11 protein-coding genes are annotated in these 12,931 nt (G+C 71.6%); 3 read left to right on the top strand and 8 right to left on the bottom strand.

The window, feature by feature from the left end:
• Positions 1 to 29 precede the first annotated feature (29 nt).
• Positions 30 to 575 carry a CGNR zinc finger domain-containing protein gene (locus AB0J36_RS03395; protein ID WP_357392369.1) on the top strand — a complete coding sequence of 182 codons (546 nt, stop codon included), beginning with the start codon at positions 30 to 32 and terminating at the stop codon, positions 573 to 575.
• On the opposite strand, the gene AB0J36_RS03390 is transcribed toward AB0J36_RS03395, so the two are convergent.
• The 3 genes from AB0J36_RS03390 to AB0J36_RS03380 form a co-directional block, all read right to left on the bottom strand.
• Complete coding sequence (locus tag AB0J36_RS03390; RefSeq protein ID WP_357392311.1) at positions 542 to 1,129, bottom strand: GNAT family N-acetyltransferase; 588 nt, start codon at positions 1,127 to 1,129, stop codon at positions 542 to 544. The genes AB0J36_RS03395 and AB0J36_RS03390 overlap by 34 nt on opposite strands.
• A gap of 179 nt (positions 1,130 to 1,308) precedes the next feature.
• Positions 1,309 to 1,491, bottom strand: a complete 183-nt coding sequence (locus AB0J36_RS03385; RefSeq protein WP_278142938.1) for a DUF397 domain-containing protein — start codon at positions 1,489 to 1,491, stop codon at positions 1,309 to 1,311.
• The gene (locus AB0J36_RS03380) at positions 1,482 to 2,294 is read right to left on the bottom strand and encodes a helix-turn-helix transcriptional regulator (protein WP_357172531.1); all 813 of its coding nucleotides are present in this window, start codon (positions 2,292 to 2,294) and stop codon (positions 1,482 to 1,484) included. Before AB0J36_RS03380 ends, AB0J36_RS03385 begins: the two co-directional genes overlap by 10 nt.
• Positions 2,295 to 2,640: 346 nt before the next feature.
• Here AB0J36_RS03380 and AB0J36_RS03375 point away from each other — a divergent pair, with 346 nt between their 5' ends.
• Positions 2,641 to 2,928 (top strand): hypothetical protein, encoded by a 288-nt coding sequence (locus AB0J36_RS03375; protein ID WP_357392310.1) that lies wholly within the window; start codon positions 2,641 to 2,643, stop codon positions 2,926 to 2,928.
• A gap of 37 nt (positions 2,929 to 2,965) precedes the next feature.
• On the opposite strand, the gene AB0J36_RS03370 is transcribed toward AB0J36_RS03375, so the two are convergent.
• Positions 2,966 to 3,388, bottom strand: coding sequence for a MarR family transcriptional regulator (locus tag AB0J36_RS03370; RefSeq protein ID WP_234583379.1), 423 nt, complete (start codon positions 3,386 to 3,388; stop codon positions 2,966 to 2,968).
• A gap of 176 nt (positions 3,389 to 3,564) precedes the next feature.
• Here AB0J36_RS03370 and eno point away from each other — a divergent pair, with 176 nt between their 5' ends.
• The gene (gene eno, locus AB0J36_RS03365) at positions 3,565 to 4,872 is read left to right on the top strand and encodes a phosphopyruvate hydratase (RefSeq protein ID WP_357128744.1); all 1,308 of its coding nucleotides are present in this window, start codon (positions 3,565 to 3,567) and stop codon (positions 4,870 to 4,872) included.
• 46 nt (positions 4,873 to 4,918) lie between these two features.
• On the opposite strand, the gene AB0J36_RS03360 is transcribed toward eno, so the two are convergent.
• From AB0J36_RS03360 to AB0J36_RS03345, 4 genes are all read right to left on the bottom strand, one after another.
• Positions 4,919 to 6,328 carry a class II fumarate hydratase gene (locus AB0J36_RS03360; RefSeq protein WP_363660078.1) on the bottom strand — a complete coding sequence of 470 codons (1,410 nt, stop codon included), beginning with the start codon at positions 6,326 to 6,328 and terminating at the stop codon, positions 4,919 to 4,921.
• Positions 6,329 to 6,625: 297 nt separating this feature from the next.
• Positions 6,626 to 9,604, bottom strand: a complete 2,979-nt coding sequence (locus AB0J36_RS03355; RefSeq protein ID WP_357128738.1) for a BTAD domain-containing putative transcriptional regulator — start codon at positions 9,602 to 9,604, stop codon at positions 6,626 to 6,628.
• Between the two features lie 109 nt (positions 9,605 to 9,713).
• Positions 9,714 to 11,381 carry a fumarate hydratase gene (locus AB0J36_RS03350; RefSeq protein WP_357128735.1) on the bottom strand — a complete coding sequence of 556 codons (1,668 nt, stop codon included), beginning with the start codon at positions 11,379 to 11,381 and terminating at the stop codon, positions 9,714 to 9,716.
• A gap of 114 nt (positions 11,382 to 11,495) precedes the next feature.
• Positions 11,496 to 12,908 carry a PQQ-binding-like beta-propeller repeat protein gene (locus AB0J36_RS03345; RefSeq protein WP_357129239.1) on the bottom strand — a complete coding sequence of 471 codons (1,413 nt, stop codon included), beginning with the start codon at positions 12,906 to 12,908 and terminating at the stop codon, positions 11,496 to 11,498.
• Positions 12,909 to 12,931 lie beyond the last annotated feature (23 nt).

The following is a 12,931-nucleotide window of genomic DNA, read 5'->3' as shown; positions in this document are numbered from 1 at the left end:
GCTAGGCGGCCATCGTGACAGGAGTCAAGTTGCTGTTCGCTCATGACACCGAATGCTCGCTGATCGCCGCCACCGCCCTGGTCAACACCGGAGGCCGCGACGGCGAGCTGCTACCCGACGTCGCCGCGCTGGACGCCTTCTTCGTCCGGCACACCTACAGCGGACGGCACGAGCACACCGACGCGGAACTACGCGCCGTACGACAGTTGCGCCCCCGCCTGCGCCGCATCTGGGACGCCGAACCGCCCGAGGTCGTCGACATCATCAACGGCCTGCTCCGCGAACACCGGGCGTTGCCGCAGCTCATCGAGCACGACGACGAGCCGTACCACCTGCACGCCGTGCCCCGCGACGCGCCGCTGGCCACCCGCATGGCGGTGGAGGCGGCCATGGCGATCGCCGACCTGGTCCGGTCGAGCGAGCTGAGCCGGCTGCGCATCTGCGAGCACCCGGACTGCGACAACGTCGTCGTCGACCTGTCCCGCAACCGGTCGCGGCGGTTCTGCGAGGCCGGCTGCGGCAACCGCGCCGCCGTGGCCGCCTACCGGGCCCGCAAGGCGGCCGGCCGGTCCTGAGCGACGTCGGCGGCCAGCAGCTCGTACTCCACCTCACCCTGCTCGGTCCCCGGGATCGGGTCGTCGAAGTCCAGGTGGAACGTCCGCACGTAACGCAGCCCCGCCTTCTCCATCACCCGGCGGGACCGCTCGTTCACCGCCATCGTCTGCGCCCACACCCGGCGTACGCCCACGACGTCGAGCGCGTACTGGACCAGCGCCCGGGACCCCTCCGTCGCCAGGCCACGCCCCCACGCCGCGCGGCGCAGCCGGTAGCCCAACTCGGCCTCCGTGCCGTCCGCCGACGGGTCGAGCGCGAACCACCCCAGGAACTCACCGGACGCCCGGTCGAGCGCCGCCCAACGCCCCAGGCCGGGATGCCGCTCGTACTGGGCGATCAGCCTCGGCAACTCCTCGTCCCGGATCGTCTCCATCGGGGTCGCGACGCCGCCGGTGAGGAACCGCATCACCTCGGGATCGCCGTCAAGCTCGACGAACGCGTCCACGTCGGCCATCGTCAACCGGCGCATCCGCAGCCGCTCGGTCGACACGCTCTCGCCATCGCCGTCCCACATGCCCGCATCATCCCGCCACTCGCGGACACCGTCGAGCCGATTACCCGCAGCCCGACGCCGGCCGCCGCAAGATCCACGCAACTTCGGGGATACTGCTGCCTCACGCCGCGCGGAAGCAGCAGTATCCCTGAAGTTGCGCAGGAAACCCCGCGACCACCGTCGCGGACCGGGCGGTCGGGTCAGCGCGGGGGCGCGACCACGAAGAGCCGCCAGGAGTACGCGTCGACCACCAACACGGGTCCGTCCGGGTCCTTACTGTCCCGCACCCCGACCACGCCCCCCAGATCCGTAGCCACCTCGACGCAGTTGCCGTCCTGGTTGCTGCGGCTGCTCTTGCGCCATCGGGCGCCAGTCAACTCCACGATTCGGCCACCTCGCTCACCAACTCGATGGAAGCCTGCGGCGGCAGGGCTTCGCCCAACGTAGCCTCCCAGACCCGTTGGAGCCGCGCCAGATCATGCTCTTGGTCCAACTCCTGGCCACGAACCTGACTGTCCAGATAGGCCAATTTCGTGCCATCTGGCAGGGCGGCAAGCGCGAACGGCCCGCCGAGTCCCGGGTACTCCTCGGCGGATCGCGGCACGACATGCAGCCGAACCCGAGGGTGCCCGGTGGCGATGCTGGCCAGGTGCAGCGCCTGATCGCGCATCACCTTCCGCTCGCCGACCCGTCGCCGCAGCACCGCTTCGTCCAACACGGCCACAATCTGCGGGGTTCGTTCGCTATGCAGCACGTCCTGGCGGTCCATCCGCTCAGTGACGCGCCGGTCGACCTCGTCGGAGTCGAGCAGGTTGCCCGCCTCGAAGACCGCTCGGGCATAGGCCTCGGTCTGGAAGAGCCCCGGCACGTAGCGCGGCTCGTACCAGCGGACCGTGCGCGCCTGCTCCAGGATTGCCTGCCAGCCGCGTAGCCAGGGCTGGGTCCGGTCCAGGCTGACCAACTCGGTGGACATGCGGCTGAAGAGGCCGCCGGTGTCCAGGGCGCGGTCGAGGAGTTCCAGGTACTTCGCGGTGGGCGGCTGCTGGCCCAACTCGACCGCGCTGACCATCGACGGCGAGTAGTTGACCGCCTTGGCCAACTCGTCCTGGCTCCAGCCTCGGCGAGCCCGCGCCCGGCGCAGCTCCGCGACCAGGAACGCCGCCGCCGTCATCTGCCCATCGGCCATGCCCGACCACTCTCCAACCCGCCGGCGATCAATTCCAGCCGGCCAACAGAGCCGGCACCGCCCGGAAACAGGGCAGCCACGACAGGTCGGCCGAACCCTTCCGACCGTAGTCGTCCGATCACCAGACTGTGAAGTGCGACGCCGCTCCCCGTCCCCCGGGCCAGCGACATCGCCCGGGACCGCCCGAACCCCCGTGCCGGGCGGTCCCACCCCGCAAGATCGTGCTCGATCGTGGAAACAGTGGCCTCCGCACGTGCCGAGGCCACTACATCCAGGATCGAGCACGATCTTGATCGGGTGCGGGGGTGATGTCGCCAGCGATTCAGCTCGAAAGGACTCCCACACCATGACCCGGACCGTCTCGGACGACCGCGCGGCCGTACCCCGTCGACCGCACCTGCCGTTGCGGCCGTTGTGGCTCTGCCGGGTCTGCGCCGCGCCGTGGCCGTGCGCGCTGGCCCGACTCACCCTCCGCCAGGAGTACGCGCACGACCGGATCGCGCTGAGCATCTACCTGTGCACGGTCCTGCACGACGCGGCGGCCGACCTGTACCGGCTCAACCCGCACGACGGCCCGGCTCCGGCGGCGCTCTACGTCCGGTTCCTCGGCTGGGCGGCACTGCCCGAACCCTGACGTTCGTCGACGGCGGCCCTGCCGTCGACGGGAGCGTCTAACGCATGGCGAGCCGTTCCAGCAGGGCGGCGCTGCGTGCCAGCAGTGCCCGCTCCTCATCCGTGAGTTCCGCCTCGATGGCCTGGGCGAGCCAACCGGCTCTGCGGCTGCGCTCCGCCTCCAGGGCGGCCCGACCCGCGTCCGACAGCTCGACGAGCGACTTGCGGCCGTCCGTGGGGTGCGCCCGTCGCGTGATCAGCTTCTGTTCCATGAGCAGCCCCACCGCCCGCGCCATCGACTGGGGGCGTACGCGCTGGTCGGCGGCGAGGTCGCTGGTGGTCATGGCACCGTCGCGGTCCAACGCGCCCAGCACGGCGATCTGACCCAGCGGAATGCGGTCCTCGTGCTTGACGCGCCGGGTGAGCTTGCCCATCGCGGTACGCAGTTCGGCGGCGATGGCGGCGGCTTCCGAGGTGGGCACAGGGCACTTTACCCCGCTCGTCAGCGCTGTTGGGCAGCTGACCTGCACAGCAATACTGTTCAGCGGGGCTGTTCAGCATAACTGGTCAGCATTGCTGTAGGGTTTGCCGCTGTCGGGCCCAGCGCCAGCGTTGTCGCAGCTGGGGCCACGGCAGGCGACAACGAAAGGGACCTCCCATGTCCGCACCGGCAGCCGGAACCGTCACCACCACCATCGAGACCGTCACCGCCCGCCGCATCATCGACAGCCGGGGCAACCCCACGGTCGAGGTCGACGTCACGCTGGCGGACGGCTCGTTCGGCCGGGCCGCCGTCCCCTCCGGCGCCTCCACCGGGGCCCGGGAGGCCGTGGAGCTGCGCGACGGAGACCCGACGCGCTGGCACGGCAAGGGCGTCGACCGCGCGGTGGCCAACGTCAACGGGGAGATCGCGGCGGCCGTGCGCGGCAGCGACGCGGCAGACCAGGCGGGTCTGGACGCCGCACTGATCGCCCTCGACGGCACCGCCACGAAGTCCCGGCTCGGCGCCAACGCGATTCTCGGCGTCTCCCTCGCCGTCGCCAAGGCCGCCGCGGCGGCCCACCGCCAGCCCCTCTACCGCTACCTGGGCGGCGCCGACGCCCACCTCCTGCCGCTGCCGATGATGAACATCGTCAACGGCGGCGCCCACGCCGACAACCCACTCGATTTCCAGGAGTTCATGATCGTGCCCGTGGGCGCGGACACCTTCGCCGAAGCCGTCCGCATGGGCAGCGAGGTCTTCCACACCCTGCGCCGCGATCTGCTGGCCGCCGGGCACTCCACGGGCGTGGGCGACGAGGGTGGCTTCGCGCCCGAGCTGCGTACCGCCGAGGAAGCGCTCGACTTCGTGCTGACTGCCGTCGAGGGCGCGGGCTACCGCCCCGGCACGGACATCGGCCTCGTCATGGACCCGGCGTCATCCGAGTTCTTCCGCGACGGCGTGTACGACTACACGGGCGAGGGAGTACGCCGCACGCCCGCCGAGCACGCCGACTACCTCGCCAGGCTCATCGACGCCTACCCGGTCGTCTCCATCGAGGACCCGATGGCCGAGAACGACCTGGACGGCTGGCGCGAGCTGACCGCCCGTGTCGGTGACCGCTGCCAGCTCACCGGTGACGACGTGTTCTGCACCAATGAGACGCTGCTGAGCGAGGGCATCCGCACCGGCGTCGGCAACTCGGTCCTGGTCAAGGTCAACCAGATCGGCACCCTGACCGAGGCGCTGGCCACGGTGGCCACGGCCCAGCGGGCGGGCTGGACCGTCGTCATGTCGCACCGCTCCGGCGAGACGGAGGACACCACCATCGCGGATCTGGCGGTCGCCACCGGCTGCGGTCAGCTCAAGACCGGGTCGCTCTCCCGCTCCGACCGGACGGCGAAGTACAACCAGCTGATCCGGATCGAAGAGGAGCTGGGCGACTCGGCGCGCTTCGCGGGCCGCGCCGCACTGCTCCGGGCGTGAGCGATCGCGCCGCGCTTCGCCGGGCGTGAGCAGAGGGCGGCGCTGGTCAGGGGTGGGTCATCCGGAGCAGGTCGAGCACCTCGTCGAGCTGGGTCTCGGTGAGCTTGCCCGAGTCGACGTGGCCTCGGGCGATCACGACCTCCCGGATGGACGCCTGCTTGGCCAGCGCCTCCTTGGCGATCGAGGCGGCCTCGTCGTACCCGAGGTAGCGGTTCAGCGGCGTGACGATCGACGGCGAGCCCTCGGCGTACGCCAGACAGACCTCGGCGTCCGCGACCAGGCCGGCCACCAGACGGTCGGCGAACAGCCGACTCGCGGCGGCCAGCAGCCGGATCGACTCCAGCAGGTTGCGGCCCATCACCGGGAGCATGACGTTCAGCTCGAAGTCGCCCTGCGAGCCGGCGAACCCGACTGTCGCGTCGTTGCCGATGACCTGGGCGCAGACCTGCCGCATCGCCTCGGCGACCACCGGGTTGACCTTGCCCGGCATGATCGACGAGCCGGGCTGAAGGTCGGGGATGCGCAGCTCCCGCAGGCCGGCCCGGGGGCCGGAGCCCATCCAGCGGATGTCGTTCGCGACCTTGTAGAGGCCCACCGCGATGGTGCGGAGCTGCCCGGAGGTCTCCACCAGGGCGTCCCGGGCGCCCTGCGCCTCGAAGTGGTTACGGGCCTCCGACAGTGGCAGCCCGGTCGACTCGCGCAGCTTGCCGATCACGGCGGCGGCGAAGCCGAGCGGCGTGTTGATCCCGGTGCCCACGGCGGTACCGCCCAACGGCAGTTCGGCCAGCCGGGGCAGCGAGCCCTGCAACCGCTCGATGCCGTAGCGGACCTGGGCGGCGTAACCGCCGAACTCCTGCCCGAGGGTGACCGGCGTGGCGTCCATCAGGTGCGTACGCCCCGCCTTCACCACCGTCTCGAACTCGGCCGCCTTGCCCTCCAACGCCTCGGCGAGGTGGGTCAGCGACGGCAGCAGGTCCTCCGCGATGAACTGGGTGGCCGCCAGGTGGATCGACGACGGGAACACGTCGTTGCTGGACTGGGACGCGTTGACGTGGTCGTTCGGGTGCACCGGTGAGCCCAGCTCCCGGCTCGCCAGGGTCGCGATCACCTCGTTGGCGTTCATGTTGGACGACGTTCCGGAGCCGGTCTGGAAGACGTCGACCGGGAACTGGTCGTCGTACCCACCGTCGGCCACGTGCGCGGCGGCGGCGGCGATCGCGGCGGCCACGTTGGCGTCGATCACGCCCAGCTCGCCGTTGACCTCGGCCGCCGCGCCCTTGATCTGGGCCAGGGCCTTGATCTGGGCGGGTTCGATGCCCCGGCCGGAGATCGGAAAGTTCCGCGCCGCGCGCTGGGTCTGCGCCCGCCACAGCGCCTCGGCGGGCACCTCCACCTCGCCCATCGAGTCGCGTTCGATCCGGTAACCGGTCGCCTCTGGAGTCGTCACGCGTACCATCCTGCCGCGCCCGTGGCCGAACCGCAGATGATCCGTCAGCCCAACTCGGCGACCGGCACCAGCCGACCGGCACGCAGCAGCAGCATCGGGAGCACGACGCGGTCCGGTGATAGTGATCTGAGAGCGGATCGAGTGTGGTGCACCGCAGACTTGTTCCAGGTTGGCGGTGACGACATCCGACGGGGGCGGTGCGACCGTCCCACCCCCCAGCGGGCGGGCGTACCGATGTCGGTGGAGGTGCTACCGACGGGCGAGGCGCCAGGCGGAAGCCTGGCGCCTCGTCGCGTCACCCACCGATCAGTGTGGGTCGATGGCGAGCAGTCGCTCCACCTCGTGCCGGTCCGGCACGTCGATCTGCTGGTACAGGGACAGCGCCCGGGTCAGGTGTGCGCGGGCCGCCGCCGGATCGGTCGTCAGCAGGCACCGGCCGATGCCCTCCAGCGCCCGGCCCTGCTCGTAGCGGGCGCCCAACCCGGTCGCGTCGGCGAGCACCCGGCGGTACAGATCGAGGGCACTGGTCACGTCCCCCTGAGCCAGGATGGCCCGGGCCAACAGGTTGCGCGAGCCGCACTGGGCGACGCGGTCACCCACCTCGGTCATCGCGACGAGCGCCGAACGGTGCAGGTCGGCGGCCCGCTCCGGACGGCCGGCCTCGCGCTCCATCATCCCGATCTCGTTCAACACCTCACCCTCACCGAACCGGGCACCCACCTGCCGCTTCAGGCGCAGCGCCGCCCGCAGCAGCCGGCCGGCCGGCCCCACGTCGCCCATCCGGTGCCGGGCCATCCCGAGGTGCCCGACGGCGTTGGCGATGCGGCGCGGCTCGCCGATCTCACGGGCGACGATCAGGTGCTTGCGGGCCGTGAACACCGCCTCGTCGAGCCGACCCCACAGCAGCAGGCTCATCGACAGGTTGTTGAGTTCGTTCGCCAGCGCGTCGTTGTCGGGCATCCGCGTCGCCATCGCCCGGGAAGCCTCGTAGGCATCCCGGGCCCGCTGGAACTCGAAGTTGGCGGCGTACGAGGTGCCCAGATTGACGAGGGTGTTGCGGACTTCGCGACGCAGACCGAGCCGGCGGAAGATGTCGAGCGACATCTCCATCACCCGGATCGACTCGGGAAAGTCACCCAGCCGGTAGTGGGCCGAGGCGAGATAGTTGAGCAGCGTCGCCTCCGCCCGCTCGTCCCCCAACTCCTCCGCGGCGCGCAGTCCGACGGAGTGCGTCTCGATCAGCTCGTCGAGACGGCCGCTCTCGAACTGGGCGTACCAGCACGCCCTGGTCAACTGCCAGCAGTAGTGCGGGAACCCCTCCGTCTCGGCCAGGCGGACCAGGGCCGGCCACAGGGACACGTTCTCGTCGACCCAGGCTCCGCCCTGCTCGGCGACGATCGCGGCCAGGTCGGCGCGGAGCGGCTCGGCCACCACGAGCTGCGGACGAGAGGCGGAGAGTTCCCGCTTGCGGGCGATCGCGAGGGCGACCTGCAGATGGTGATCGAGGAGTCGCTCGACGCCATCCCGGCGCTCCACCGCCCGGTCCGGATCGGCCATCAAGGTCCGGGCGTACTCGCGGACGAGGTCGTGCAACCGGTACCGACCCGGCTGCACCTCCTCCACCAGGTGCGCGTCGACCAGCTCGTCCAGCAGATCCTGCGCGCCGGGAAGGGACAACTCGGCGAGGACGGCGGCGACCGAGGTGTCGAACCGTACCCCCGGGTGCAGGCCCAGCAGCCGAAACGCACGCTGCGCCGACGGCGACACCTGGGCGTACGACAGAGCGAAGGCCCGGCCCACGGACCGTTCGCCCGCCTCGAGCTCGGCCAGCGGGTCGGGTCGACTCGACAGCCGCTCCGCGAGGTCGGCGATGCGCCAGCGGGGCCGATGCGCCAGGCGAGCGCCGGCCAGCCGGATCGCCAGTGGCAGGTGACCGCAGCGCCGCACCATCTCGGCTGCCGCCTCCGGCTCGGCGGCAACCCGGTCGGAGCCGACCACATGCCCGAGCAGTTCGACCGCCTCGTCCCGGTCGAGCACCGGCAACGACAGGGGCCGTCCCTCGTCCACGCCGACCAGCCGGCGACGGCTGGTGACCAGGACCAGGCAGTGCGAGCCGTTGGGCAGCAGCGGTGTCACCTGGCCAGCGGTGGCGGCGTTGTCCAGCACCAGCAGGGCCCGCCGACCGGCCAGCTCGGTGCGCCACAGCGCCAACCGGTCGTCCTGGCTCGTCGGCACCCGGTCGGCGGGAACACCGAGCTGCCGTAGCAGGGTTGCCACCGCCGCCGACGGCGTCAACGGGGTGCGCTCGCTGTGCCCGTGCAGGTCGATGTAGAGCTGAGCGTCCGGATAGCTCTCCGCGAGGACAGTCGCGACGTGCACCGCCAGCGTGGTCTTGCCGCTGCCCGCCATGCCGTCGATGAGCTGGATCCGCGCACCGGCCTCCACATCCTTCAGCAGACGCGCCAGCGTCTGCTGCCGGCCGGTGAAGTCGCCGATCGCCCGGGGCAGCGAGCGCACCGGCGCCACCGACCGGACCTCCCGGCCGGCCAGCGCGAGGTCACCGGCCAGCACCCGCTGGTGCAACTCCTGCAGAGCGACACCCGGTTCGAGGCCCAACTCGTCGGCGTAGAACCGACGGCCCTCCCGGTAGACCGCCAGCGCGTCGGCCTGCCGACCCACCGACGAGAGCGCGAGCATCAGTTGCCCCCGCAGCCGATCCCGCGACGGATACACCTCGACGCTCTCGGTCAACTCCTCAATCAGCTCGGCGGCCCCCCCGAGGCGCAGCTCGACGTCGACGCACTCCTCCAGCACCGTGAGGCGCTGCTCGTCCAGCGTCTGCGCCCGGCGACGGACACTACGGCTGGCGATGCCGGCCAGCGCCGGGCCCCGCCACAGCGCCAGCGCCGCCCGGTAGTGCGTACGGGCGTCGACCAGACGACCGGCCGCGCCCGCCGCCCGAGCCACCTCCACCCCCCGGGTGAACAGGTTCGCGTCCAGGTCGGCGGGCTCGATACGCACGCCGTAACCGGCGGGATCGGTGACGATGGTCCCCGGGGTGAATCCCAGCTCGGTGAGGCGACGCCGCAGCCGCGACACACACGTCTGCAACTGGGCACGGGCGGTAGCTGGAGGATTTTCCTCCCAGACCGCGTCGACCAGCTCGTCGACCGGCACCAGCCGGCCCGCACGCAGCAGCAGCATCGCGAGCACGACCCGGTCCCGACCTGCCGTGACGGTGGACCCACCACCGACACGCAGAGACCCCAGGATCCCGAACCGCATCTACTCCCCCGCGTCGATCACACAACCAACCAGCAGAGTAGTCCGACGATCACAGCTCGACGCAGGCCGACCGCCGACGTGAGAGGCGCCTCCTCGCGGGACGGAGCGGTCAGCGGCGGCCGATGGTGAGCACCGGCTTGGTGACCTCGGCGAAGAAGTCGTTGCCCTTGTCGTCGACCACGATGAAGGCGGGGAAGTCCTCCACCTCGATCTTCCAGACGGCCTCCATGCCCAGCTCGGGGTATTCGAGCACCTCGACGTGCTTGATGCAGTCCTGGGCGAGGCGGGCCGCCGGACCGCCGATCGAGCCGAGGTAGAAGCCGCCGTACTGCTGGCAGGCGCGGGTCACCTGACCCGACCGGTTGCCCTTGGCCAGCATCACCTGCGAGCCGCCGGCGGCCTGGAACTTCTCCACGTACGCGTCCATCCGGCCGGCCGTGGTCGGGCCGAACGAGCCCGACGCGTACCCCTCGGGCGTCTTCGCCGGGCCGGCGTAGTAGACGGCGTGGTCGCGCAGGTACTGCGGCATCGGTTCACCGGCGTCCAGCCGCTCGGCGATCTTGGCGTGGGCGATGTCCCGGGCCACGACGAGCGGGCCGGACAACGACAGGCGGGTCTTCACCGGGTACTTGGACAGCTCGGCGCGGATCTCGTCCATCGGCCGGTTGAGGTCGACCCGGACGACCATCTCGGCGTCGAGCGCATCGTCGGTGACCTCGGGCAGGAACCGCGCCGGGTCGGTTTCGAGGCGCTCCAGCCACACGCCCGACGGGGTGATCTTGGCGACCGCCTGTCGGTCCGCCGAGCAGGAGACCGCGATCGCCACCGGGCACGACGCGCCGTGCCGGGGCAGCCGCACCACCCGTACGTCGTGGCAGAAGTAGCGCCCACCGAACTGCGCGCCGATGCCGAAGTTGCGGGTCAGCTCCAGCACCTGGGCCTCCAGCTCCAGGTCGCGGAAGCCGTGGGCGCTCATCGAGCCCTGCGTCGGCAGGGCATCCAGGTACTTCGCGGAGGCGTACTTCGCGGTCTTCAACGCGTACTCGGCGGAGGTGCCGCCGATGACGATGGCCAGGTGGTACGGCGGGCAGGCGGCGGTGCCGATCAGCCGCAGCTTCTCCTCCAGGAACTGCATCATCCGCGTCGGATTGAGCAGCGCCTTCGTCTCCTGGTAGAGGTACGACTTGTTGGCCGAGCCGCCGCCCTTGGCCATGAAGAGGAACTTGTACGCGTCCGGGTGCCCGTCCGGGTCCTCGGCGTACAGCTCCACCTGGGCCGGCAGGTTGCTGCCGGTGTTCCGCTCGTCCCACATGGTCAGCGGGGCGAGCTGGGAGTAGCGCAGGTTGAGCCTCGTGTACGCCTGGTAGACGCCCCGGGAGATGGCCTCGGCGTCCGCGCCATCGGTCAGCACGTGCCGGCCACGCTTGCCCATCACGATCGCCGTGCCGGTGTCCTGGCACATCGGCAGCACCCCGCCGGCGGCGATGTTGGCGTTGCGCAGCAGGTCCAGCGCGACGAACCGGTCGTTCGACGACGCGGCCGGGTCGTCGATGATCGCCCGGAGCTGCGCCAGGTGCCCGGGGCGCAGGAAGTGCGCGATGTCGTGCATCGCCTCGGCGGTCAGCGCGGTCAGCGCGGCCGGCTCCACGGTGAGGAAACGACGACCCCCCGGGCCGTGCACGACGTCCACGCCCTCGTCGGTGACCAGGCGATATTCCGTCTGGTCGGGGCCGGTCGGCAGCAGGGGGGCGTACGAGAATGCGGCGGCACTGCTCATGAGCGGCAAGCCTAGGGCAGACCGGTCGATCATTCCCACCCGCCGGGCTGGGTCTGGGACGCCGCTCTCATCCGCCGAGGTCGGCAGCGCTCAGCGCCCCGAAATCCCACCCGCTCAGCCGTCCTTGCCGCCGTCCGGTTCGGTGCACAACTCACCCTTGGGACCGCAGTCGCCGTTGCCGTCACCCGACCCCGGGCGGGTGCCGCCCGGGCCGGGGTTGCCGCCGTCGCCGGGCTGCGGGACGGGGGCGCCGGGCGTGGCGCCGAAACGGACGTACCCGATCTCCCGACCCTCGCCGATGATCATGCCCTGCGAGCCGACGGCGAGTGCGTTCGCCGAGGTACGCAGGACGGCCAGCTCCCGCCCGGTGCGCGGGTCGAGGGCGACCAGCCGCGACGGCTTCTCGTCCGCGAGCACCGCCGCGTACGGGGTGAGCGCCGCGCCCGCCTTGGCGCTGGCCGGCCTGGTCCACCGCACCTTGTCGGCGCCGAGTTCCCGGGACACCACCGAGCGCTTGTCGGCGGAGCGGAACACCGCGTAGCGGTCGTCGACGGCGACGAGCTTGGTGCTGGCCTCGCCGACCCAGAGCAGCCGTCCGTCGTACCCGTCGATGACCGCCTCGCGGCCGTCCGGGCCGACGCCGATCAGCACGTTCCGCGCGCCCTGCGGGTCCTCGCGCTGGACGCAGCCGGCGGTGTCGGCGGTGCGCAGGTTGACCCCGGCCCGCTGCCACGCCTCCTGCCCGGTCGCCGGGTCCCGCGCGGAGATGGCGAAGTAGCAGGTGCCGTCCTGGGAGCGGGCGGCGATCCGCAGCATCCGGCCGCCCACCACCGACAGCCGCTCGTCCCGGCCGGGCTCGACGTTCTGCAGCACGCGACCGGTGGCGGTGTCGACGACGTGCACCCGGCCGTCGACCGGGAAGCCGAGCAGCGGAGGTGCCGCCTCGGCCCCGGCCACTCCGTCGTCGATGCGGGTGGCGGCGAGCCGGCGTGTGCCGCGCAGGCCGGGGTTGTCGGCGAGCAGGCCGCTGTGCACCCCGGGCAGGAAGGCCGTCCACAGTGGCTTGGTACCGCGCGGGTCCCACGCGCTCAGCGTGCAGTCGGTGGCGTCCGTGCAGCGGGCGTCCAGCAGCAGGTTCCGGTACGTCCAGACGGCCACCGCGTCGTCGTCGCGCCGTCGGACCGCCCCGGTGGTCGGGTCGAGCAGTTCGTACCCCTTGACCAGGAGCTTGCCCACGGCGACGACCGGATCGCGGTCGCCACCCGCGACCGCCGACCAGTCCGCTTTGCGTTCCCAGAGCTGGGCGCCGGTGGCCAGGCTGCGGGCCTCCACCCGGGTACGCTGCTCGACCACGACGGTGTCGCCGGCGATGGTCACGCTGCGCGGGGTGCCGCCGACCCGCTGCTGCCAGACCACGTCCGGCTCGGAGATGGGCTCGCTGCGGTCCACCCAGTCCCAGATACCGGGGAACGGGTTCCAGACGCCGGTGGCGGCGAGGGCGACGACCACGGCGAGGCCGGCCAGCAGCCCGACGCGCACGCTCCCCTTCG

The organism is Micromonospora sp. NPDC049662 (genome assembly GCF_040675055.1).
Taxonomy (GTDB): domain Bacteria; phylum Actinomycetota; class Actinomycetes; order Mycobacteriales; family Micromonosporaceae; genus Micromonospora.
This window is presented reverse-complemented; position numbering and strand designations above follow the sequence as displayed.

Excerpts from the sequence above, each read along its gene's own strand:
- AB0J36_RS03355 (WP_357128738.1), bottom strand. The coding sequence starts at position 9,604 with ATGCGGTTCGGGATCCTGGGGTCTCTGCGTGTCGGTGGTGGGTCCACC.
- AB0J36_RS03375 (WP_357392310.1), top strand. The coding sequence starts at position 2,641 with ATGACCCGGACCGTCTCGGACGACCGCGCGGCCGTACCCCGTCGACCG.
- AB0J36_RS03380 (WP_357172531.1), bottom strand. The coding sequence starts at position 2,294 with ATGGCCGATGGGCAGATGACGGCGGCGGCGTTCCTGGTCGCGGAGCTG.
- eno (WP_357128744.1), top strand. The coding sequence starts at position 3,565 with ATGTCCGCACCGGCAGCCGGAACCGTCACCACCACCATCGAGACCGTC.
- AB0J36_RS03360 (WP_363660078.1), bottom strand. The coding sequence starts at position 6,328 with ATGGTACGCGTGACGACTCCAGAGGCGACCGGTTACCGGATCGAACGC.
- AB0J36_RS03350 (WP_357128735.1), bottom strand. The coding sequence starts at position 11,381 with ATGAGCAGTGCCGCCGCATTCTCGTACGCCCCCCTGCTGCCGACCGGC.
- AB0J36_RS03390 (WP_357392311.1), bottom strand. The coding sequence starts at position 1,129 with ATGTGGGACGGCGATGGCGAGAGCGTGTCGACCGAGCGGCTGCGGATG.